Source organism: Paenibacillus sp. BT-177 (genome assembly GCF_025846815.2).
Lineage (GTDB): Bacteria > Bacillota > Bacilli > Paenibacillales > Paenibacillaceae > Paenibacillus > Paenibacillus polymyxa_C.
The window spans coordinates 68,321-92,311 of the sequence record NZ_JAOYTP010000003.1 but is presented as its reverse complement, the minus strand read 5'-3'; the positions used below and the strand labels follow the sequence as shown (position 1 = coordinate 92,311).

Genomic DNA, 23,991 nt, shown 5'->3' with positions numbered 1-23,991 from the left:
CGGCTGCCATTCATTCCTTATAATGCGGGCGAGGGCACATAATTATGGGCAAATTAGGATTTACAGTCGTACATGGGGGCAACATCGTAACTCCGCGTGGCTTTACAGCCGGGGGATTGCACTGTGGATTGAAAAATACGAACCGCAACGATATCGGCGCGATTCGCTGTGAGGTAGAGGCGACAGCTGCTGCGGTGTATACCACTAATGTGTTTCAGGCTGCACCGCTGAAGGTGACTCGCGAGAGCCTGACAAACGGTCGATTGCAGGCGATAGTAGTGAACAGCGGGAACGCCAATGCCTGTACAGGACAGCAAGGGGAGCAGGACGCTTACGCTATGCGTTCGGCCGCTGCTCGTGAACTGGGTGTGGCAGAGAGCGATGTAGCCGTTGCATCGACGGGTGTAATTGGCGAGCATCTGAAAATGGATCGTGTGCTTGGCGGTATATCGTCATTACCTGAGCGGATGAGCGAGGCAAACGATGGAGCGGAGCAATTTAGTCAAGCCATTCTGACAACGGATTTAGTTAAAAAGGAAGCATGCGTGTCAGTTGAAGTGGACGGTGTGACCGTGAACATCGCCGGGGCGGCAAAAGGATCGGGTATGATTCATCCGAATATGGCAACCATGCTCGCTTTTATAACTTGTGATGCAGTGATCGGACAGACGGCGTTTCATCAACTATTAAAGCAATCCACGGATACCAGCTTTAATATGATCACGGTCGATGGAGATACCAGCACGAACGATATGCTGATTGCTATGGCGAGTGGGCTGGCAGGCAACAGCGAGTTGCACACAGACCATCCCGATTGGGAAGCATTTGCCGAGGCATTCAGCTATATTTGCCGGGAGCTGGCGAAGGCGATTGCCCGTGACGGGGAAGGTGCTACGAAGCTGGTAGAGGTGTCCGTAAGCGGGGCGGTAAGCGATGCCTCTGCCCAGGTGATAGCCAAGACCGTAATTGGGTCCAGCCTGGTGAAGTCAGCCGTTTTTGGCGCAGACGCCAACTGGGGACGGATTATTGCAGCCGTCGGACGTGCTGGAGAGCCGGTGAATCCCGATACCGTAGACATCCGTTTGGGTGACATTATCGTGCTGAACCAATCAAGTCCAGTTGCTTTTGATGAAGCCGAGGCCCTTTCCTATTTACGTGGAGATATGGTGCAAATTATCGTTGACTTGCATCACGGGAACGGGGCGGCTACAGCATGGGGCTGTGACCTAACCTATGATTATGTGCGGATTAATGCGGCTTATCGGACATAGATACCCGATTTAATTACGGATAAATATTTAATAGTTAATAGAAGAAGCGAGTGGAAATAGTTTTGGCATCATTTGGAAATCGCGCAAAATTGTGCAGTGGAGAAAAGGAGAGATGATATGCAATCGGCAGTGGGACACGCGGATCAAGCGAAACATGCGGGAGTGGCACGTCGTAATTTTGTGATGAAATGCGGAGGAAGCACGCTGGCTGCGTTGCCTGATTCCTTTTTTGACGACCTGGCCCGTCTGCAGTCGGAAGGGCTTCAACCAGTCATTGTACATGGCGGCGGGCCTGCGATCTCTGACAATTTGGCGAAGCTGGGAATCGAAACGGAGTTCATTCATGGATTGCGTAAAACGACTGAACCCGTGCTGGATGTCGTGGAAATGGTGCTGGCAGGCAGCATTAACAAGCAGATTGTTCGTAGAATAGGGATGCACGGAGGGCGAGCGCTGGGCTTGTCGGGCAGTGATGGCTATTTAATTGAAGCAAAGCCTGTGCCGAATGCTGCCGAGGTCGGCTGGGTCGGAGAGGTAACATCTGTTCAAGCTACGATTATTACCGGTGTGCTGGATATGGGCTATATGCCAGTTATTGCGCCTATTGGCATTGATCGATCAGGTCAGCGTTATAACATTAATGCCGATACAGCGGCGGGCGCGGTGGCTTCTCATCTCGGCGTCAGTCGAATGATTGTTGTGACAGATGTACCCGGTATTTTGAAAAAGAATGGTGTAGAGAAGAAGGTGCTGGAATCGATCACCATACAGGAAATTGAAGATATGATCAGCACGGGTGAAATCTATGGTGGTATGATCCCGAAAGTAAGAGCGGCTATTGCCTGCATTCACGGAAAAGTGAAGGAAGTCGTCATCGTTGACGGCAGCGAACCGCAGGTACTCAGCCGTGTGCTGAGCGGAGAGTCAATTGGAACACGCATTGTGCGCATGCAGTAATTGCAATATATGCTCAACCTATATAACCAAACGATAAAGGGGCGTGAACGACATGAGTAAGGAACCGAATACGCTGGTGAGCGAGGAAATGCCAAGTACGAATGGAAGCGGAGCGCAAGCGCAAAAGGGGACGGCAAAAGCGCAGGCAGATAGCTCTCTTTTTCCAAACTACGCAAGATACCCGCTTACACTGGTGAAAGGACAAGGAAGCTGGCTGTGGGATGATCAGGGCAAACGTTATCTGGATTTCATGTCAGGTATTGCTGTTACCAATCTAGGCCATGCGCCTCAAGCTGTAGCGGAGCGGTTGAAAAAGCAGATCGATGAACTGTGGCATGTATCCAATCTGTTTCATATTCCTGGGCAGGAACGGGCTGCGGCCTTGCTGACAGCTAATAGTAGCGCAGATGCCGTGTTCTTCTGCAACAGCGGAGCTGAAGCGAACGAAGCTGCCATTAAGCTGGCGCGTCGTTACCACCAGAAGGTGAAGCAGACCGGTCGCTATGAAATCATTACGTTCACGCAATCCTTCCACGGACGGACGCTGGCAACCTTGACTGCTACGGGTCAGGACAAAGTAAAAGAAGGCTTTTTACCGCTTCCCACCGGGTTCAAAAGCGTTCCGCTTCATGATCAGGCTGCGCTCGAAGCAGCGATCAATGAGAATACAGCGGCAATTATGCTGGAAATGGTGCAGGCCGAAGGTGGCATGTATCCGGTAGACCCTGCTTTCGTAGACGTGATTACCCAGCTGTGCCAGGAGCATGGATTGCTGCTGATCATTGACGAGGTACAAACAGGTATGGGACGGACAGGTAAGCTGTTTGCCTTTGAGCATTATGGGATTGAGCCGGATATTTTTACATTGGCGAAAGGACTGGGCAGTGGCTTTTCGGTCGGTGCAATGCTAGGCAAAGAATATTTGCGTGAAGCGTTCACAGCGGGCAGTCATGGTTCTACGTTCGGGGGTACACCGCTTGCTATGGCAGCAGTTCAAGCGACCGTTGAAACGATTATTGATGACAAGCTGCCAGAACGCGCTGCCGAAATGGGAGATTATCTCTTCCAGAGTCTGCAAAAGCAGCTTGGAGATATTCCTTTTGTCCAGGATATCCGCGGAAAAGGTCTGATGGTCGGAATTGAGTGTGCGGAGCCGGTAGCAGAGCTTGTTTTGGCAGGACAGAAGAAGGGCATTCTGTTCATTACAGCAGGACCGAACGTGATTCGCCTGTTGCCTAACCTGTATGTAACGAAAGACGAAATAGATCAGGCTGTAACATGGATTGCTGAATTGATTCGGGAGCACGTATCTTAGTTTAGAGCCAGAAGCATCCGAGATTAGAGTGTAAAAGGAGAGGATCGCATGAGCCAGGGCGGCGCATTGCAACAGGTGAATTTGAAAGGACGGGACTTTCTAGAATTGGACGACTACTCGCCAGAGGAAATCCAGTATTTAATTGATCTCGCCATTGAAATTAAGCGTAAACACAAAAACGGAGAAGCTTATCAGCCGCTGAAGGGGAAAACACTTGGACTGATTTTCGAAAAGTCTTCCACACGCACACGGGTATCCTTTGAAGTCGGTATGTATCAATTGGGTGGGCATGCCCTTTTCCTCAGCAAAAATGATATTCAACTGGGACGCGGTGAACCGATTAGCGACATGGCCCAAGTCATGTCACGTTATCTGGATGGCATTATGATTCGTACCTTTGGGCACGATAATGTCGTAGAGTTGGCCCGTTATGCATCCGTTCCGGTAATCAATGGCTTGAGCGATTTGGCGCATCCGTGTCAGGTGCTGGCTGATTATCAAACCTTGTATGAGCAAAAGGGTAAGCTAAAAGGGCTCAAACTGGCTTATATCGGAGACGGCAACAATATGGCGCATTCCCTCTTGATTGGTGGAGCCAAGCTCGGAGTGCATGTCTCCATTGCAAGTCCAGCTGGATACGAGCCTGACCCGAGTGTGGTCGCAGTTTCCCGGGAGATTGCCAAGCAGACAGGTAGTGAAATTGTGATCACTCAAAGTCCGCAGGAAGCAGTAAAAGATGCTGATGCGATCTACACAGATGTGTGGGCAAGCATGGGTTTTGAGGAAGAGCAAAGGGAGCGTGAGCTTGCTTTTGCCGACTTCCAGGTGAATGAGGAGCTGGTTAAGCTTGCTAAGCCAGATTATTTATTCTTGCACTGTCTACCTGCACATCGTGGGGAAGAAGTGAGTGCTGGAGTAATCGATGGTCCCAATTCGGTCATTTTTGATGAAGCGGAAAATCGCCTGCATGCACAAAAAGCGTTGCTAGTTGCTTTAATGGGATAAGGTTGATCGTAAAGAAGATAGAGGTATAAGCATTCGGGGAGGACTTCAATAATGGCAAAAGAAAAAATCGTACTCGCATATTCCGGCGGTCTGGATACGTCGGTCATTCTGAAATGGCTCAAGGAAACATATGATGCTGAAATTATCGCATTCACTGCAGATATCGGACAAAAGGAAGAACTGGACGGTTTGGAGGAAAAGGCACTCGCTACGGGAGCTTCCAAAGTGTACATCGATGATCTGCGTGATGAATTCGCCAAGGATTTTATTTATCCGATGTTTCAGGCAGGTGCTTTATATGAAGGGCAATATTTGCTCGGTACGAGTATTGCACGTCCATTGATCGCGAAGCGGATGGTCGATATTGCGATTGCCGAGGGAGCAACAGCCATTGCTCACGGGGCAACAGGCAAAGGTAACGATCAGGTGCGCTTCGAGCTGAACGCGGCGGCGCTAACGCCGGACATCCAAGTCATTGCACCTTGGCGGCTGGAAGAGTTCCGCAATCAGTTCCCGGGCCGGGCAGAAATGATTGCCTATGCGGAAAAACACGGTATTCCGGTAACGGCTTCTGCAGCCAAGCCGTACTCCATGGACCGCAACCTGCTGCATATCAGCTATGAAAGCGGCGTGCTGGAGGACCCTTGGTTTGATCCGAGCGCTCCTGAAAATAAAGAAATGTTCTTGCTCAGCAACGCGCCTGAGGACGCGCCTGATGAAGCAGAATATTTGGAGCTGGAATTTAAAGCAGGCAACTGCGTCGCTTTGAACGGTGAACAGCTAACTCCGCTGCAAGTGATGGAAAAACTGAATGAACTGGGCGGCAAGCACGGGATCGGACGTGTAGATATGGTGGAGAACCGTTTTGTTGGTATGAAAAGCCGCGGAGTCTATGAGACGCCAGGCGGTACAATCCTGTTCACAGCTCATCGCAAAATGGAATCGATCACAATGGATCGCGAGGTTATGAATCTGCGTGATAGCCTGATTACCCGTTATGCTACCTTGGTGTACAATGGATTCTGGTTCGCGCCGGAACGTGTCGCTTTACAGGCTCTGGTTCATGAGAGCCAGAAAAATGTCAGTGGTACGGTGCGCGTGAAGCTGTATAAGGGCAACATTATTGGTGCAGGCGTTAAAAGTCCGGTTAGCTTGTACAACCCAGACATTGCAACCATGGAAGCTGATCCGACACAAGCCTACGATCAAGGCGATGCTACAGGCTTTATCCGCTTGAATGCTTTGCGTTTGAAGGTCAACGCGGGCGTAACACAAAATCATAAATAAGATGTAATCTAAAAAAATGTACGGAATGCGGGCCGTTCTTGTCCAAACGACGAGGACGGCTTGTTATTGCAGAGAGGGGATCATGCAATGAGTAAGCTATGGGGCGGACGGTTTACAAAGCAAACGAACAAGCTGGTAGAGGAGTATACGGCTTCTATTGGGTTTGATCAGGCGTTGGCGGAAGAAGATATTCAAGGCAGTTTGGCTCATGTGGCCATGCTGGGCAAATGCGGTATTATTCCGCAGGAGGATGCGGACACGATCAAGGGAGGACTGCACACCGTTCTGGAGCGTATCCGCCGTGGGGAAATTGAATTTTCCGTTTCGGATGAGGATATTCACATGAATATCGAAAAAAACCTGATCGAAGTCATTGGTCCGGTCGGCGGTAAGCTGCACACTGGACGCAGTCGTAACGATCAGGTAGCAACGGATATGCACTTGTATTTGCGCGGACGTGTCGTATCACTGGTGGGTATGCTGCATGATGTACAAGTTGCATTAATTGGGCAGGCCAAGGACAATCTGGACACAATTGTACCTGGATACACACACTTGCAGCGTGCGCAGCCTATTTTGTTCGCGCATCATTTGCTGGCGTATGTGTCTATGCTGGAGCGTGATATTGACCGACTCAAGGACAGCTACAAACGCATCAATGTGTTGCCGCTGGGCGCTGGCGCTCTAGCTGGAACCACTTTCCCGATCGATCGTCATTTTGTAGCTGAGCAGCTCGGGTTTGATGGCGTCTATGAAAATAGCCTGGACGCTGTTAGTGATCGGGACTTTATCGTAGAGTTTTTGGCCGGGGCCTCGCTGATTATGACGCATTTGTCCCGTCTGAGCGAAGAACTGGTGCTATGGAGCAGCACAGAATTTGGTTTTGTCGAACTGGATGATGCTTTCTGTACAGGCAGCAGCATTATGCCACAGAAGAAAAATCCGGATGTACCGGAGCTAGTACGTGGCAAAACCGGGCGTGTCTATGGAAACCTCGTCGGTCTGCTGACCGTACTGAAGTCCTTGCCGCTGGCATACAACAAGGACATGCAGGAGGACAAGGAAGGGATGTTCGATACGGTTGCTACGCTGGAGGGAGCCTTGCAATTGTTCGCTCCAATGATCGCCACGATGAAGGTGAACAAAGACCGGATGCGTCAAGCGGTCAACCAGGATTTCTCCAACGCAACGGATATTGCGGACTTCCTGGTCGGCAAGGGACTTCCGTTCCGTCAGGCCCATGAGGTTATCGGCAAAACGGTGCTGTATTGCATCCAGCAGGGCAAATATCTGCTTGATTTGAAACTGGATGAATTCCAGCAGTTTTCGGATCTGTTCGACGAGCGCATTTATGAGGTGCTTCAACCAGAAGCGGTAGTCAATGCTCGGAATGTGTATGGCGGAACCGCCACCGGTCAGGTGCAGGCAGCCATTGGACGCAGTGAACAGCTTCTAGTGAACACGTCAACATGGTATGAAAATCATAAGCCAAAAAAATAATCCATACAGAAAGAATTATTCTCTTGCACAGCAACGGGATGCTGTGTAAAATCAGATTTTAAGAATATTTGCCATCTATGTTTTCAAAGGCACCGTTCGCGGTGTCTTTTGTGTTTTCTGAGGTATTTGAATGATTTATGATCAGAATAATCATGAACTACATAGATGTATTGGAAGAATATCGCCCAAGATGTTTAATGTCTAGTTCTATATACCTATCTATACATTAGTGTGAAAGTTTCTAGAATTTACATTTTTGTATACTACACCTACTAGGATTATGGTAGAATAGCACTAAGTTTTTCATTGAATTACCAATTTGATAGAACAAGAAGCATATGCGATAAATCATTTTCAAGTTTTTATTGGTTTTTTTGACCAGGGAAATTACATAAATGTGTAAATGAAGGGCTTGAATGAGAAAGCAGGTGTGTCCTGGTTTTGGAAGAAAGCCAGTAAAAATATTGAAGTAGCGACATAGCAAAAGGCAGAGTCGGGACGATCCAGGGAGGTATTATGAGAACTAAACGAACGACGCGTCAGCTAAAGAGCGCTTGGATCGGTTATCGCGCTTCTGACGCCGATGGATTGGTATCCTCATTGCATGAGGAGCGAATCCAGGCAGAGAAGTTGCTACGTGAGGAGCGAGAGCTTTTCCATGCGGCGCTGGAGCGGAAAAAGCAGCGGGATACCGAGTTAAAGCAGCTGCTTGCAGATGCGCTTGCGGAAGAGCGGCGCTGGATTGAAAGGGCGGGAATTCATGGGTGACAAGCTTAGGTGGCAGGTTGGAGGAGTTTCAATTCGCCAAACCAAGAGAAGAATAAAAGAAGAACGTCAGCGAATCGAACAACTGCAACAACAGCTAGAGGCTCAGCGTGCAGAGCAGGCCCCGATACTGTACAAGCTTGATTTTCACATCGAAGAGTTGGAACGAAGACTTCGGGATACAGAACTTCGTATTCAGGCTATACAGAATGCCAATGATACAGCAGCAGCTGTGGAACAATTGCTGGATGAAGGAATACAGGATGGACAGGTGCAGGAGGCGCAAGTCCAGTATGCATCTGGGCAGGAACAGGCAGCGGCAGGAGCAGCTATGGGCCTTGCTTCCAGTATCCCTAGTGCAGAAGGCGGAGAGACGGCAGCAGGAACGCCGACCGGACGAAACGGCAAGGCCCGCCTGGGAGATCAGCTAGTGGAGAATGGGATGATTACCCGGGATCAGCTGACAGATGCCATCCGCAACCAGAAGCGTTACGGTGGCAGACTGGGCGATATTCTTGTAGAGATGGGTTTCATTACAGCTGAGCAGCTACAGGAGCAGATTGACGGTGATGAGTCCAAGGAAAGACTGGGCGACATGCTGGTTCGTTCCGGCTATATCTCACCAGAGCAGTTAGAGCGCGCGCTCGAGTTCCAGGCGAAGAGCGGCGGACTGCTCGGCGACATCTTGCTGTCATTACAAATGCTGGAGCCTGCGGATTTATACCGCGCGATTGCAACCCAGAACCGAATCGGGCGTATTGGTGAGGAGCTGGCGCTGGATGCGGCGTACAAACTACCCGAACAAGTGGCAATGGCTTATGGCGTGGTCGTCATCCATCAATATATGAACCGCTATATTGTAGCGGTCAGTGATCCATTACCAGAAGAGCGACGCTTGAAGCTGGAGAAAATTCTGGGTATGCCGGTAGAGCAAGTGCTTGCAACAAAGGAAGAGATGGAGCAGCTCTGGGGCAAAATCTACGGTGAGGAAATGATGCAGGAGAGCACAACCGGGCTGTTGGAAAAGGAACCGCACAATTCGGCGCGGATCACCTTTACCAAGGGCCAGCTCTGGGTGTTTGCAGCTATGGGAATGATTACGCTGCTCGGCCTCCTCTGGAACAGCTGGAAGACAGTGCTGATCATTAATATGATGATCCAGCTGTTTTATTTTGCTATGACGCTATTCAAATTTGGAATTATCTATCTCGGTTCCCGGCGTGGGGCGCAGCTTCGCTTCACGAAGGAAGAGGTAGACGCCATGGATGAAAAAAGACTGCCGATCTATACGATTCTTGTACCGATGTATAAGGAAGCGGGCGTGCTTCCGATGTTGTTGCGGAATTTGGAGCAGCTGGATTATCCAAAGTCCAAGCTGGATGTACGGCTGCTGATTGAAGAGGACGACATTGAGACGATTGAGCTGCTGCGTGAAATGAAGCTGCCTGCCTATTACACGACACTGGTCGTGCCTGATGGCTTGCCGAAAACCAAGCCGAAGGCATGTAATTATGGACTTATTCGCGCCCGCGGCGAGTTTGTCGTCATTTACGATGCTGAGGATCGTCCCGATGCTGACCAACTTAAAAAAGTCATTGCAGCGTTTGATTCACTCCCTGAGAATTATGCGTGTATTCAAGCGAAGCTCAATTATTTTAACAGTACACAAAATTTGTTGACCCGCTGGTTCACACAAGAATACAGTATGTGGTTCGAATTGCTGCTGCCAGGAATTATGCAGTTAGATACCCCTATTCCGTTGGGCGGTACGTCCAATCATTTTCGGGTATCTGTATTGAAAGATATTAATGCGTGGGACCCCTATAATGTAACCGAGGATGCCGATCTGGGCATTCGTCTGTATAAAGGTGGTTACAAAACGGCCATTGTTGATTCCCGCACATGGGAGGAAGCGAACAGCCGCGTGGGCAACTGGATTCGTCAGCGTTCACGTTGGATCAAGGGATATATGCAGACATGGCTGGTTCATATGCGCAATCCGGTTAAGCTAGTGCGCGAAGTGGGCTGGAAGGGCTTTTTCGGTTTTCAGGTAATGATTCTGGCGACTCCGATGTTGCCGTTGCTGAACCCGATTTTTTGGGGCTTGCTTATTTTATGGTTTGGCTGGGAGTTGTCCTTTATTCCCAAGCTGTTCCCGGGTTATGTGTACTACCTAGCCAGCGCGGAATTTTATATCGGTAACTTTCTGTTCGTATTCAGTAATGTGGCTGGCATGTATTGGGTCATCGGTGAGCTGGAAGAGCGCGGTGAACGAACATTTTCATACGCGATGGTCAAATATGGGCTACTCTCACCGTTATATTGGGTACTTATGAGTATAGCTGCGATAAAAGCAGCTTGGCAGCTTATAACCAAGCCGTTCTATTGGGAGAAAACGACGCATGGTCTGACCGATATGCATGACTTGGATGATGCCCCGGCACAGTCCTCCTGAATATGAAGAAAGAAGGAGCAAGAATGGAGACAAAAAACCCTTTTTTATCCGTCGTCATTCCTATGTACAATGAAGGCTCACACCTCGAACGTTCTCTTAAGGTGATTGATGGGGTGCTGTCTGTTGTCACCTCACGTTATGAGCTCATTATTGTAGATGATGGTTCCAAAGACGATACATGGCTCAAACTGTCCGAATTGTCCCGTCGTATGCCCTCTTTGCTCGCACTCCGGCTGAGTCGAAATTTTGGTAAGGAGCTGGCATTGTGCGCAGGTTTGGAAAATGCTTCTGGCGATGCGATCATTGTCATGGACGGTGATTTGCAGCATCCTCCTGAAATGATCGGGGAAATGGTGCGTTTATGGCAGAACGAAGGTTATGATTTAGTTGAATGTGTGAAAGAATTTCGGGGAGAAGAGTCTGTAGGCAAAAAGCTCGGAGCTTCTTTGTTCTACGCGACTTTGAATCGTTTGACGGGCTTTAATCTCAAGGATGCCTCCGATTATAAGCTGCTGGATCGACGAGTGGTGGATGCCTGGATGGCGATGCCAGAGCGTATGCCGTTTTTTCGCGGGATGACCGCCTGGCTCGGTTTTCGTAAAACCCAGATTACATTCCGGGTGGCTCCACGAGAAGAGGGTCCAAGCCGCTGGAGTCCGTTAGGGCTGTTTCGATTGGCCGCGGAAGCGATCGTTTCGTTCTCGACGGTACCTTTGCGGGTAGTGAGTTTAATGGGTCTCATTTTCATGCTGATTTCGGTCGTGTTGGGGATTCAAACCTTAATGCACAAAATAACGGGTGACGCTGTGACCGGGTTTACCACTGTCATTTTACTGCTTTTGATTATCGGTAGTGTACTCATGCTGTCGATTGGAGTGGTAGGAGAATATATTGCCGCCATATATCACGAAGTCAAAGCCAGACCCCGTTATCTAATTGCAGACAAACGGGCGAATGCTGACCGATTGTGGGTGGATAGGGAGTTTAATCAACATGATCAGACGTTCGTATCTAAAGTATCCAATCATTAAATATGGTATTGTCGGACTGCTGGGTACAGGCATTCACGTCGGTGTGCTTGTGCTGCTAGTGGAGCTGTTTGCAATACCTGCAGTAACGGCTACTACCATAGGTTTTATCGTTACGCTGCTCGTTTCGTATGTGCTGAATCGTAACTGGACGTTCGAGCCTACCGGCGAAGGGAGCCGCACTCAGTTTCTTAAATATTTATTGGTCTGTACCTGCGGCTTGCTCCTGAATGCCGCTCTGATGTACGTAACCATTCACTGGATTGGTTGGTCATATCTGATCGGTGAAGTCTTAACTACCATCATCGTGCCAGTTCATAATTATATCTGGAACCGCTATTGGATCTTCTCCGTTCCGCAACAGCGTCAGAAAGAGGTTTCATGATCGTAAGGAAACATGGAAAGTTGTTGTCATTGTTTGCTTGTATTGCTGCTCTAGAATTAGCAGTGGGTGCTTATTTTGCATGGCATCTTGGCTATATGCATACCGATGCGCTCAGTCGAGTAGCTAATGCATTTTATGTACTCTATAGTCGTGACCCGCATTTGGGTGCTATTGGGTTTGTGTGGAATCCGCTACCGAGTTTGATGGAACTCATTGTGCTGTTGTTCTATCCTTTATTTCCCGTACTCGCTTCCCATGGGCTGGCAGCAGTGATTGTGAGCAGCCTGTTTGCTGGGGCGAGTGCAGCATTATTGTACGGGACGGGAAAAGAACTAGGGCTTCACGGTGCAACCAGTTTGCTGATTGCGCTGTTATTTTCACTGAATCCGTTTATGTTTCTGTTTGGCTTCAACGGCTTAAGTGACTCGCCATATATCTTTTTTATACTGCTGACAGTGAGTCGATTCTGTATGTGGCTTAAGGATCGCAAGGCGGCGAATTTGATCGTATCCGGTTTTGCGCTTGCATTGGCATTTTGGGTTCGCTACGAAGCAGTTCCCCTGGGGGTTGCGCTGGCTTTGGGCGTATTACTGACGATTTTTTCTCTGCATCGGTGGCGTACAAACAGAGAGAGCGTTAGAACGCAATTGTCTTTAAAAGAGCGTCTGTACAAGGTAGAAGCGACATGGCTTCTATTGTTGCTGCCGCTTGTCTTTTCCGGTTTGCTGTGGCTCTTTTTTAACTGGATTATCATGGGCGACCCGCTTTACTTTTTACGTTCGCAGTATTCCAATTCCACACAATCAGCGGCTTTGCTGGAGGATCAGCGCTTTGTGGAAATGTTTGCTCATCCTGTGCTGATGCTAAAGTTTGTCGGGCAACGAACCTTATGGTATGCGGCTCCGTTAATTGCCATTTTGCTTATACGCCTATTGGACAAACGTCTGTGGAGTTGGAGCACGTTAACGCTGCTGGCTATCTTTTTATCGGTACCCGGGCTTCAGCTTTTACTGATGCTTAAGCATTCTTCGTTTGGCTGGTTCCGATATTTTATGTATGTATTCCCAATTACGGTTGCTTGGCTGCCGTATGAGCTTAGTCTGTTGAGAGGGAAAATGCGGGGGATCGGAATCTCACTGGTAACGGCAGGAATGTTGGTAACAGCAGGCTTGTTATCCTACGCACTGACGAACCCCGCGATTGCGGCGGATGAGCATAGCTATCTGACGCATAGTGGCAATGAAAGCTATACTCGGCAAATTGTTGAACGGAAAATAGGGTCATGGCTGGATGAACATTATGGCTCATCTCTCATTTTGACTGATTCTTATACGGCCTATCCGATCATTTTGAGCAGTAAAATTCCGAAGAAGTTTATGATAACGAGTGATTATGATTTTGGAAAATCTTTAACGGATCTGCCCGCCTCCAAGGTGGATTATGTTTTGGTTACGCGCTTGGTAGAAGGGGTACCGCTGGATCAGGTGAACCGGAACTATCCTGATTTGTTTGAAAAGGGGGCGCCATGGGCCTCGTTGGTGCATGACTTTGACGGGGAGTGGCGATTGTACAAGATAAAGCATGAAGAACTGCAATAATTTTATTGTATGTTAGTGCATCGTAGCGGAGGAAAGGATACAGCTGTCGGGCGTAATTTCCCTACAGCTGCACCGCCGCAAGAAGTTTGAGGGGGAACGAGAGGAATGTCCTTTCGCAAATGGTCTGCAAGCAGATGGATGGCTATAGGTCTGTTTGTGTTTATACTTGCATTGGAGCTGTCTGCTGGCATCTATTTTAGCTATGTTCTGGGATATATGCACACAGATGCGCTCAGTCGCGTAGCTAACGCATTTTATGTGCTGTACAGCCGCGACCCGCATTTGGGCGCCATCGGATTTATCTGGAATCCACTACCCAGTCTTCTGGAAATGGTAATTCTATTGCTGTATCCAATCTTTCCGGCATTAGCCTCCTATGGATTGGCTGCTGTTATTCTGAGTGCTACCTTTTCTGCTTTGACCGCAATGCTGCTATATCGGGCAGGTGCCAGAACAGGGCTTAGCTCTAGGATGAGCTTGCTGCTGGCTTTGTTGTATGCACTGAATCCGTTTATTTTACTGTTTGGTGTCAACGGTCTGAGCGATTCGTTATACATATATTTTATTATGATGACAGTGATTGAATTTGCGCTGTGGCTCAAGGACCGCATGACGGCAAGTCTGATTGTTTCTGGATTAGCGCTTGCCATGGCGTTCTGGACTCGTTATGAAGCGGTGCCTCTAGGCGTGGCAATGGCTGTTGGCGTAGTCTTGGCGATCTTATTTCTTCATCGCAACTTGGGTAGACGCGAGCTGGCCCTGCGGGAAAAGCTGCATAAAGTCGAGGCAACCTGGTTACTTCTTCTGCTGCCTGTGGTCTTTTCCGGGCTGTTGTGGATTTTCTTTAACTATCTCATTATGGGGAATGCCTTTTATTTCCTGAATTCAGAGTATTCGAACACGGCCCAATCGGCAGAGTTGCTGAATGATGATAAATTTGTAGAGATTTTCTCCAATCCACTGGTAGCCTTGAAGTTTATTGCTTCCAAAACCATCTGGTACTCTGTACCATTGTTTGCTATTCTGTTTATCCGTCTGTTGAGTGGACGCTTATTCCGGTGGGGAACCCTGATTATTTTGTTATTGTTCCTGTCTGTGCCGGGCTTGCAATTTTTACTTATGATGAGACAATCCTCGTACGGGTGGTTTCGTTACTTTATGTATGTATTCCCAATTACCGTAGCCTGGTTGCCTTATGAGTTGAGTCAGCTTCAGGGACGATGGCGGAGGGCGGCCTTTGGTCTAGTGTCCGTCAGTCTGCTACTTACCGCTGGATTACTCTCCTATGCGTTGACTCGCCCGGATATTGCACCGGATGAGAATAGCTTTCTCACACGCACAGGGAATGTGAACTATGTGAGACAGGAATCAGATCGCAAGATTGCCGTTTGGCTGGATGAGCATCTGCCGAAGTCTACCATTATGACTGATTCAGCTTCAGCCTACACAATGATCGTCTACAGCCAATATCCCAAACGCTTTCTGATCACCAGTGATTATTCGTTCAATAAAGCATTAAGTTATCCGCAGGAGAATCATGTGGACTATATCCTTGTACCTAAGATTATGTCAGGCATGCCGCTGAGTAAGATTAATATGGTATATCCGAATTTATATGAGCATGGTGCCCCATGGATTCAGCTTGAACGTGAGTTTAACGGCGAGTGGCGCCTGTATAAAGTACTCCCTAAGTCACTAACTAAAGAATCTCCAACGACGGAGACAACGACAAATCCCTGATGGGTATAACAACAATCCCCGGAGCTTAATTCCTTCGCATGGTGCGATGAGAAAGGCTCCGGGAATTTTTTTGCCTGTTTTAGTGTCCTTTAAGCGGTAGCCACGCCAGTACGTCCTGGATTTTAGCGTCCCAATATCCCCATTCATGAGCTCCAGGACCTTCTTCGTAGGTCAGCGGAACTCCAAGAGAGGTGCATGTTTCACGAAAAGTCTGATTCCCCCTATATAAGAAATCCTCTGTACCGCAGCATTGATAGAGTTGGGGGAGTGAGGTCCCCGCGGTGGTATGACGTTGTAGCAGCTCCAGCAAGTCGTGATCTGTTCCGCGTATTTCATCTGGTCCAAAAATGTTAAGCCATTCCGCTGGACTCATAGCATTTTGCTTAGGATCGGTACGGGATGCGTGTAAATCCATCACCCCCGAAAGACTGGCAGCGGCTGCAAAGCGCTCTGGATGCTGAAGTGCCAGTTTGAAGGCGCCGTAACCACCCATAGAAAGCCCGGCTACAAAATTATCTTCACGCTTGTCGGACAGAGGAAAAAATGAACGTGCCAAAGCTGGCAATTCTTCACTGATAAAAGTCCAATAAGCTGCTCCTTGCTCCATATTCGTATAGAAACTCCGATGTACCTGAGGCATGACGACCGCTAGGCCCATGGAGGCGACGTAGCGTTCAATGGAGGTTCGACGCAGCCAGGTTGAATCATCGTCTGACAGGCCATGCAGTAAATACAGTGTCGGATGTGGCCCTGTTCCTTGCTTGCCCTCCATTCCAATCTGTGAGCGGGTTGCCTGCGGAAGAATAACATTCATGGATGTGCTTAGACCAAGAACTTCCGAGTAAAACTGACATTGAATAAGTGCCATAAGAAAACCTCTTTTCCTTGGGGATATGACCTCATTGACCTGTTCCAGCGTACAACCGAATTATATTTTCAGTATATCGTACCCTGTCCAAATATACATATCCAAGTGAATGACTAGGCATTAAGTCCTGTTTCTTATTTATCCTACATTAGGAGGGGGTATGGTTATATGGGACGATTTTTTTAATTTAGGGGCTATTTGGGTTTGATTTCTGGTAAAGTGTTTAAAAAAGATTGATGAATCCAATCTGAGGGAGGAATTTATAGCATGGGGAAAAAGTTAAGGAACACAATTACAGGTGTACTGAGCACAGGTCTTATTCTTAGCGCATTCAGCGCAGCGGCAGCTGCTCCTCAAACTACAAGCGGCCATTGGGCAGGAGATCAGGTGCAACGCTGGTCAGCTACAGGGCAATTGAATGGAGCGGTAAAACCGGATGCGGCGATCACACGCGCAGAATTTATCGTTCTTCTCAACCGCAGCTTGGGAACGTTCACGCAGGAACTTCCAGCAGTGACAGACGTAACGTATGCAGGCGGTGTGAAGGTAAACGGTAATGGAAGCAGAACGTTCACAGATGTTCCGGCATCCCACTGGGCATACAACGAACTGACAAGTGCCGTGAATGCAGGCTACATAAGCGGCTATGCAGATAACAAGCTCAAACCAAATGGTAAGGTAACTCGTCAGGAAGCAGCTGCGATCATTGGCAAAGCTATTGGACTGACTGCGGGTAACGCAGCAGATGTTACTAAATTCATTGACTCCGACAAAATCGGATCTTGGGCGAAGAAAAGTGTAGCGGCAGCTGCGGAACAAAAAATCATCAACGGATATCCGGATGGTAAATTCCAGCCACTGAAGCCGTTGACTCGTGCAGAGGCGGTTGCTATTTTGGATGCTGCATCCGGTTACAACCTGAGCTCTGTCGATAATCTGACGACGACTCCTGGTGGAACGGTAACGAATTCCACGTACGGTAACGTGACAGATTCCACTTACGGTAATACGTCGACTACTTCTGGAACTGAAACAGAAGATAGCAGCACAAGTACTAGCACAGATAGCACGTCTGCGACTACTACAGACAACTCTACAACAACAGAGACAACTACAAATACCGATACGACTACAGACAACACTACAGACACAGCTACTGACGCGGATGCTACTTCGAATGCACTGAAAGTCAACGATGTGTACGATGGTGAAGGTACAATTACAGGAACAGCTAAAGCTGGTTCCACAGTAACTGCCTATTCCAACGATCTGCCTATCGGCAGTGCAGTAGCCAAAGATGACGGCACATTTAGCATCAGTGTGCTTACTCAAAAAGCGACAGTTAGACTGGTGATCAAAGCTAAAGATACAGACGGCCATGAAAGTGAGCCTGTAGAAATCTCGGTTTTAAGTAAACGCAGCGAGTAATTTAGAAACAAAAAAAAACCCTTTCACTCTGTCTGGAACCAATCCAGCCAGTAGTGAAGGGGGATTTTTTCGTTTATTCGCTTATGCCATCTTCCACAATAGGTTTCTCCAGTTCGCGTGTTTGTGGCTCAGACGATGTGCTACCGCCATAACTAGCTATAATGCGCTGCTGCGCTCGGTACGTATCGCGGCTGATTCGGGTGCGCTCGACGGGTTTTCCATCTACCTTTTTTATTCGAAATGTTTCTACCACATACCCTTCTTTGCCCTGTCGAATGACTTGATAGAAGCCGGGAGATAGGGAGTCATTACGTATTCTTTTTACCGGTATAGGGAGTACGCGAACGGTGTGAGATTCAAGTTCATACGAAATATTGGATGGGAATGTACCAAAAATTTTAACAGTAAGCGTTCGATTTTGGATCACAGCGCGAAGGAGTAAATGTTTGCCGGTATTATTTCTAAAACGAAAATTAATGGACCCTGTAGCAAAAGTCGCATCCTGACCTTTGGGCAAGTAGCTGACTGGCAAGGAATGGTTGCGGCGTTCGACAATGTCCAAGCCGACTCGCAGCGCTGCATTATACACCGTGCTGGATACCTGACAAATCCCACCGCCAATGCCGGACTCCAGCCGTCCGTTCACGATCACTGGAGCCTCACGAAAGCCATGGGTGCGTTCAGCCTTGGCAATCACCTGGCCGTAGTCGAATATGTCACCCGGTTTGAGAATTAAACCATCGACGGTGCTTGCCGCTGAATTAACGTTATACACACGTCCTTCCGAACTGCTGCCGAGACTGGTGGAAAACTGGGTGATTTTTCGTTCTATACCTTCGCTGCGCAGACTGTCGACTGTAATTTTCGGCTCCAGCTGGTAGAACGGTAATTCCACCCGGATCGGCTCCTCAGAAGCCGTAAAATCCTTGGGGAGTGCCTGGTTCATTACGACGTCCAGTTTGGGCCAATCCAGGCGCCGGGCAGAGCGCTCCGGAATATAACGAACCTGATCGTTTGCATCAATCTGACGCACCGCATTGATAGGCATGCCGTACCGTTGCTCCTCCCAATCAGCTCCAAATTTGGATTTCAAGATCTTCTCTTGCTGGAAAGGTGTGATAGACCACTCCTTCTCAAAGCTAAAACGTGTCTGTACGCGAGTCCATAGATGCTTCGCGCTTAGTGCCTTCACCGCATTTCGGAATGCGTCCGCTTTATAACTAATCCCTGCTTCCGCGAGTGTTAGCTTTATATCCTGTGCACTGCTGTCACTGTCCGTGAGGAGCAGAGGACGCTGCTTCAATGCATCCAGTTTTTTCTCCACCAGCCGAAGAGCGTCCGTTTTATACATACCGCCTACGTTGACTCCTCCGACTCGCACTCCCTCTGGTAGCGTTTGTCTGTCGGCGTACAGATGAAGTCCTCCCCACAGCACGGCCAGCGCCAGAACACCAGACCATATCCAAATGACAGATAAATGAATTTTTTTCATAATGCAGATGTCTCCTGTCTGATAAGCTTGATAGCGTTTCGTGTGCCACAATATTCATATATATGTGCCAAAAGCAGAAAACTTTCGGTACTATTTAGGTAACAAATTTGTTACAATGATAAACGGTATGATGAAATACAGAAGTTTTTAAAGGAAATGCATGGAATATGTCGAATGGATACTAGGTTATACGTAATATGATTAAGCAGCGGGAAGTGATCGAGTGATTGAAATGCAGGATGTGTGGAAGACCTATACGAACGGGACCCACGCACTTCAAGGAGTATCGGTCAGAATTGACCGTAATGAATTCGTATACGTAGTCGGCCCGTCTGGAGCGGGTAAATCGACTTTTATGAAGCTTATTTATAGAGAAGAAGTACCGACCAAGGGACAAATTTCAGTCAATGGTTTTAATATCGGGAAGCTCAAGCAGCGCAAAATTCCCTACGTTCGTCGTAACATCGGAGTCATTTTTCAGGATTTCCGGCTTTTGCCGCGTTTGACAGCCTATGAGAATGTGGCATTTGCTATGGAAGTTATAGAGGCTCCCAAGAAGCTGATCCGCAAGCGGGTTCCAGAAGTGCTCGAATTGGTTGGCTTGAAAGAAAAAATGAATCGTGAGCCTGCCCAGCTTTCTGGTGGGGAGCAACAGCGTGTAGCGATTGCACGGGCCATCGTGAACAATCCCTCGGTCATCATTGCTGATGAACCGACGGGGAATCTGGACCCCGAAACATCGTGGGAGATCATGCAACTGCTGGATGAAATTAATTTTCGGGGCACGACCATTGTGATGGCGACACACAATAAGGACATCGTGAACTCCATGCGTAAACGCGTCATTGCGATCGAAAATGGCAATATCGTAAGAGACCAGGTAAGAGGGGAGTACGGATATGACTTTTAATACCTTCTTGCGTCATATGCGGGAAGGTTTCAAAAACATATTCCGCAATGGCTGGATGTCCGTAGCATCCGTCACCTCAATTATTGTGTCACTGCTCATATTGGGCGTTTTTATCATGCTGGTGCTTAACGTCAACTCCTTGGCTGATCAAGCAGATAGTCAGGTGGAAGTTAACGTGTTTCTGGAGCTCAATGTCGATCAGAGCATGCGTGAAACGCTGCAAAAAGAAATCGCGGCAATGCCGGAAATCAGCAAAACTACCTTTGTGACTAAAGCTCAAGGTTTGGAGGAACTGCGCAAAGATTTGGGAGACAGTGGAAAGGATCTGCTAGAGGGCTTTGACAAGGACAGCAATCCACTGCCGGACAAAATCGTGGTAGAGGTTATTGAACCAACGACGGTTCCATTTGTGGCTGAGAAAATTGAGAAGCTGAATACATTGCATCCCGAAAAACCAATCTTAAAGGTTCGTTACGGAAAAGGCACTGTAGAGACGCTCTTTACCATTACCAAGCTGATCCGCAATGTTGGTTTTATATTTGTCGCCGGACTGGCGATCATGTCTATGTTCTTAATCTCGAATACCATTCGAGTAACGATATTGGCACGACGCAGAGAAATCAGCATTATGAAGCTGGTCGGTGCGACCAACTTTTTCATACGATGGCCGTTTTTTATCGAAGGCGCGCTTATTGGTCTTATTGGGTCTCTTATTACTGTAGGAATTTTATTTACAGGCTATCAGCGTTTGCTGACAGCCGTTCAAGGAGATATCGCTCTCAATATGTTGAAGCTTATGCCGCTTGAAGGTATTTGGATTCAGCTGAGTGCATTACTGGTTATTTTGGGGATGCTGGTTGGAATTATTGGCAGTACCCTGTCCATGCGCAAGTTCTTGAAAGTCTAAGAAGCATTTGGTAGAACGTCGTGGTTGATTTAATAGAACGGGGAAGCCCGGTGTTATTTTGCGATAAAGGATGGGGAGTGCAAGTTGAAAAAAATAGGATCTGTGTTGGCTGCTACGTTGGTAGCTGCATTGCTAATCCAGCCTTCTGACGGATATGCCAAAAGCGTAAGTGAAATCAATTCGCAACTGAACCAATTAGAAAAGCAAGCCAAATCTGCGAAGCAACAGCAGCAAAAGGCTGCTCAAGATAAACAGTATGCTCAGCATTATAAAAATAAAACCGTGCAAAACCTGAAAACGGTACTTGCTCAAATTAACAGCGTTAGTGATCAACTGACTCGTGTAGCGGTTCAGATCGATCAAACGGAAGATAATCTGCGTGCGACTAAAAAAGATTTAGCCGAAGCGATTGATCGCATCAATTCGCGGGAAAAAATGCTGGAAACTCGTGTGCGTCTCATGTATACGGATGGAACGGTATCCTATATGGACGTGCTTATGTCCTCAACCAGCTTTAGTGATTTTCTCAGCCGGGTGGATTCTCTGAAAACGATCGTAGAGCAGGACCAAATTCTGTTGGACGAGCATAAAAAGGACAAGGCTCTGGTCGTTAGCAAGAAAAAGCAGCTTGATACGGAATATAAAAATGCCAAGAAGCTGTATGCACTCAAGCAGGACGCCAAGGCTCAATTGAATTCGAAGGAAAAAGAGAAGCAAAGACTGATTGCCAACTACGATCATGATATTGCTGAATCCGATGAAATCAGTGAAGAGCAAAACGATATGCTGGTAGCCCTCGCGAACAAACGTGTGGCTCTTGTGCAGGAGAAGAACAAGCTCAGAGCGGAGCAGGCTGCCAAAGCAGCACGCGCTAGAGCGGCTGCACGTGCAGCTGCAGCTAAGCGATATGCATCTTCATCCTCAGGCGCCGCCTCGAATTCCAGTCATACGGCAGCCAGTACGTATACAGGCGGATCAGGTACTTTGGCTACGCCTGTAGCCCATTACCGACTCTCATCTACTTTTGGCATGCGGGTACATCCGATAACCGGCAAGCTTAAAGGCCATACAGGTATTGATCTGGCGGCTCCGCAGGGAACCGATATTCATGCAGCTGAAGATGGTGTTGTTATTGTTGCTGAATGGTGGAGCGGGTATGGGAACACGGTTGTCATTGATCACGGAGACGGACTATGGACTTTATACGGACATATTCGCAACGGTGGTACGGTAGTTCATACGGGGCAAACGGTGAAACGCGGTCAAAAAATTGCGGAAGTGGGTTCGACGGGGAATTCCACAGGACCTCACTGTCATTTTGAAGTGCGCGAGAATAACAAACCTGTAAATCCGATGAACTATTTATAATAGATAAGGTAAGCCCTATTTGTAACCAATCCGGTTGTAGATAGGGTTTTGCTTTAATGGTTCATATCCAATGAAGAACATGTGCATTGAAACACGGAGTAGGATACAATTAACATATTCCGTACAAGCTAGACGTATACTTCGTGAATGGATGCGTTGTGAGGAAATAGGATACAAGATAAAGAGAAGGCGGTGGACGATTAGATGTTGAAAAAAAGTACAGCGGTACTCTTGATGGTGATCGGGCTGCTTGGCGGCAGTCTGCTCACTTTTGCTTATACTGGAACAACCACAGTTGGGAACAGCGCTCTGGGCGAAGGACTGCTGGCGAGTGTAACAGGGAGTAGTTCCTCCTCCAGAAGTGATATTCGCAAAATTGAGACAGCGATGGACTTAATTCAGGGACAATACTATCAGGATGTGGACCGCACCAAGCTGGTGGATGGCGCCATCAATGGGATGATGGAGTCGCTTGGCGACCCGTATTCCTCTTATATGGGTAAAGAAACTGCACAGCAGTTCGAGCAATCCATAGAAGGTTCTTTTACTGGGATTGGAGCCGAAGTAGCGGCTGAAAACGGGAAAGTAGTCGTAGTCACACCAATTAAAGGCTCTCCGGCTGAAAAGGCGGGTCTACGCGCTAAGGATATTATATTGTCTGTTAACGGTGAAACACTGGACGGATTGGATCTGAACAAGGCCGTTTCCAAAATTCGTGGACCAAAGGGCAGTCAGGCAAAAGTCAAAATTCAGCGTAACGGTTCTCCGGATCCACTTGAATACACGATTACCCGTGACAACATTGATATGGAAACTGTAACGGCTCATATGGAAGGCGACGGTGTAGGTGTCATTACGATCACCCAGTTCTCCTTAAATACGGCAGAACGCTTCAAGGAAGAGTTAGCCAAGCTGGAAAAACAAGGGCTTAAAGGACTCGTCATTGACGTGCGTAATAACCCGGGTGGAGTGCTTTCTGTCGTTATTAATATTGCAGAGCAATTTGTACCTTCCGGCAAAACGATTGTACAAGTTGAAGATAAAAATCAGAAACGTGAGGAAGAAAAATCCAAAGGTTCGCGCAAAAATTATCCGGTGACTTTGCTCATGAACAAAGGTAGCGCAAGTGCGTCCGAAATTCTGGCAGGTGCTCTCCAGCAATCCGCTGGCGCAGTGTTGATCGGGGAAAACTCCTTTGGTAAAGGTACTGTACAAACCAGCTATGACAAGCAAATGGGTGACGGTAGCCTGCTCAAAATCACGATTGCCAAGTGGCTAACGCCAAACGGAACATGGATTCATAAAAAAGGGATTAAGCCGGATATCGCGGTGGATCAGCCTGAATACTTCACGGCCGCACCGCTGAACAAGGAAAAATCCTTGAAATACAATATGAATAGCAGTGATGTAAAAAATGCACAAATCATTCTGCAAGGCTTGGGCTACAGACCAGGTCGCGAGGACGGATATTTTGACAAAGTGACTGAAAGTTCTGTTATGGCTTTCCAAAAAGAGGCGAAGCTGACGGCTAACGGCATCATTGATGCCAAGACAGCAGCAGCAATGGAAGCCAAGCTGATTGAAAAAATTCGCGATCCGAAAAATGATAATCAACTCAAGCAGGGGATTGAAGAGATTCGGAAGGAAATGAAGACAAGCGCAGCGAAATAATAGTGAGGCTACAACAAGGGGGCTGGAAACAGCCTCCTTTG

At 48.0% G+C, this 23,991-nt stretch carries 19 protein-coding genes; 17 read left to right on the top strand and 2 right to left on the bottom strand.

The window, feature by feature from the left end:
- Nucleotides 1–44 precede the first annotated feature (44 nt).
- The 12 genes from argJ to OIU26_RS10785 all read left to right on the top strand — a co-directional run bounded on the left by argJ (nucleotide 45) and on the right by OIU26_RS10785 (nucleotide 15,306).
- The gene (gene argJ / locus OIU26_RS10840) at nucleotides 45–1,271 is read left to right on the top strand and encodes a bifunctional glutamate N-acetyltransferase/amino-acid acetyltransferase ArgJ (protein WP_264216832.1); all 1,227 of its coding nucleotides are present in this window, start codon (nucleotides 45–47) and stop codon (nucleotides 1,269–1,271) included.
- 117 nt (nucleotides 1,272–1,388) lie between these two features.
- Nucleotides 1,389–2,228: an acetylglutamate kinase gene (gene argB / locus OIU26_RS10835; protein WP_165079728.1), complete on the top strand. Its 840-nt coding sequence runs from the start codon at nucleotides 1,389–1,391 to the stop codon at nucleotides 2,226–2,228.
- A 52-nt stretch (nucleotides 2,229–2,280) separates the two neighbouring features.
- Nucleotides 2,281–3,543, top strand: coding sequence for an acetylornithine transaminase (locus OIU26_RS10830; RefSeq protein ID WP_264216831.1), 1,263 nt, complete (start codon nucleotides 2,281–2,283; stop codon nucleotides 3,541–3,543).
- 48 nt (nucleotides 3,544–3,591) lie between these two features.
- Nucleotides 3,592–4,548: an ornithine carbamoyltransferase gene (gene argF, locus OIU26_RS10825; RefSeq protein WP_264216830.1), complete on the top strand. Its 957-nt coding sequence runs from the start codon at nucleotides 3,592–3,594 to the stop codon at nucleotides 4,546–4,548.
- A 51-nt stretch (nucleotides 4,549–4,599) separates the two neighbouring features.
- The gene (locus OIU26_RS10820; protein ID WP_013373358.1) at nucleotides 4,600–5,835 is read left to right on the top strand and encodes an argininosuccinate synthase; all 1,236 of its coding nucleotides are present in this window, start codon (nucleotides 4,600–4,602) and stop codon (nucleotides 5,833–5,835) included.
- An 87-nt stretch (nucleotides 5,836–5,922) separates the two neighbouring features.
- Entirely contained in the window at nucleotides 5,923–7,335 is a 1,413-nt protein-coding gene (gene argH, locus OIU26_RS10815; RefSeq protein ID WP_058710910.1) for an argininosuccinate lyase, read from the top strand.
- A 516-nt stretch (nucleotides 7,336–7,851) separates the two neighbouring features.
- A complete protein-coding gene (locus OIU26_RS10810; protein ID WP_016822944.1) occupies nucleotides 7,852–8,103 on the top strand; it encodes a hypothetical protein in 252 nt (83 codons plus the stop codon).
- Nucleotides 8,096–10,555 (top strand): glycosyltransferase family 2 protein, encoded by a 2,460-nt coding sequence (locus tag OIU26_RS10805; protein ID WP_264217114.1) that lies wholly within the window; start codon nucleotides 8,096–8,098, stop codon nucleotides 10,553–10,555. The genes OIU26_RS10810 and OIU26_RS10805 overlap by 8 nt, the downstream gene beginning before the upstream one ends.
- 23 nt (nucleotides 10,556–10,578) lie before the next feature.
- Nucleotides 10,579–11,586: a glycosyltransferase family 2 protein gene (locus OIU26_RS10800; protein WP_017427078.1), complete on the top strand. Its 1,008-nt coding sequence runs from the start codon at nucleotides 10,579–10,581 to the stop codon at nucleotides 11,584–11,586.
- Nucleotides 11,549–11,968: a GtrA family protein gene (locus OIU26_RS10795; RefSeq protein WP_013373353.1), complete on the top strand. Its 420-nt coding sequence runs from the start codon at nucleotides 11,549–11,551 to the stop codon at nucleotides 11,966–11,968. Before OIU26_RS10800 ends, OIU26_RS10795 begins: the two co-directional genes overlap by 38 nt.
- The gene (locus OIU26_RS10790; protein ID WP_264216829.1) at nucleotides 11,965–13,566 is read left to right on the top strand and encodes a glycosyltransferase family 39 protein; all 1,602 of its coding nucleotides are present in this window, start codon (nucleotides 11,965–11,967) and stop codon (nucleotides 13,564–13,566) included. The genes OIU26_RS10795 and OIU26_RS10790 overlap by 4 nt, the downstream gene beginning before the upstream one ends.
- A 105-nt stretch (nucleotides 13,567–13,671) precedes the next feature.
- Entirely contained in the window at nucleotides 13,672–15,306 is a 1,635-nt protein-coding gene (locus OIU26_RS10785; protein WP_264216828.1) for a glycosyltransferase family 39 protein, read from the top strand.
- Between the two features lie 79 nt (nucleotides 15,307–15,385).
- On the opposite strand, the gene OIU26_RS10780 is transcribed toward OIU26_RS10785, so the two are convergent.
- A complete protein-coding gene (locus OIU26_RS10780) occupies nucleotides 15,386–16,174 on the bottom strand; it encodes an alpha/beta hydrolase (protein ID WP_264216827.1) in 789 nt (262 codons plus the stop codon).
- A 267-nt stretch (nucleotides 16,175–16,441) separates the two neighbouring features.
- On the opposite strand from OIU26_RS10780, the gene OIU26_RS10775 reads away from it, so the two are divergent.
- Nucleotides 16,442–17,602 (top strand): S-layer homology domain-containing protein, encoded by a 1,161-nt coding sequence (locus OIU26_RS10775; RefSeq protein WP_016324788.1) that lies wholly within the window; start codon nucleotides 16,442–16,444, stop codon nucleotides 17,600–17,602.
- Between the two features lie 73 nt (nucleotides 17,603–17,675).
- On the opposite strand, the gene OIU26_RS10770 is transcribed toward OIU26_RS10775, so the two are convergent.
- Nucleotides 17,676–19,094, bottom strand: a complete 1,419-nt coding sequence (locus tag OIU26_RS10770) for a VanW family protein (protein WP_264216826.1) — start codon at nucleotides 19,092–19,094, stop codon at nucleotides 17,676–17,678.
- Between the two features lie 223 nt (nucleotides 19,095–19,317).
- Here OIU26_RS10770 and ftsE point away from each other — a divergent pair, with 223 nt between their 5' ends.
- The 4 genes from ftsE (at nucleotide 19,318) to OIU26_RS10750 (ending at nucleotide 23,950) form a co-directional block, all read left to right on the top strand.
- A complete protein-coding gene (ftsE, locus tag OIU26_RS10765; protein ID WP_007432660.1) occupies nucleotides 19,318–20,004 on the top strand; it encodes a cell division ATP-binding protein FtsE in 687 nt (228 codons plus the stop codon).
- Nucleotides 19,994–20,911 carry a permease-like cell division protein FtsX gene (gene ftsX / locus OIU26_RS10760; RefSeq protein WP_016822951.1) on the top strand — a complete coding sequence of 306 codons (918 nt, stop codon included), beginning with the start codon at nucleotides 19,994–19,996 and terminating at the stop codon, nucleotides 20,909–20,911. Before ftsE ends, ftsX begins: the two co-directional genes overlap by 11 nt.
- An 84-nt stretch (nucleotides 20,912–20,995) precedes the next feature.
- Nucleotides 20,996–22,279, top strand: a complete 1,284-nt coding sequence (locus tag OIU26_RS10755) for a murein hydrolase activator EnvC family protein (protein ID WP_013373345.1) — start codon at nucleotides 20,996–20,998, stop codon at nucleotides 22,277–22,279.
- A 204-nt stretch (nucleotides 22,280–22,483) separates the two neighbouring features.
- On the top strand, nucleotides 22,484–23,950 hold the full coding sequence (locus OIU26_RS10750) for a S41 family peptidase (protein WP_165079718.1): 1,467 nt from the start codon (nucleotides 22,484–22,486) through the stop codon (nucleotides 23,948–23,950).
- Nucleotides 23,951–23,991: the final 41 nt, after the last annotated feature.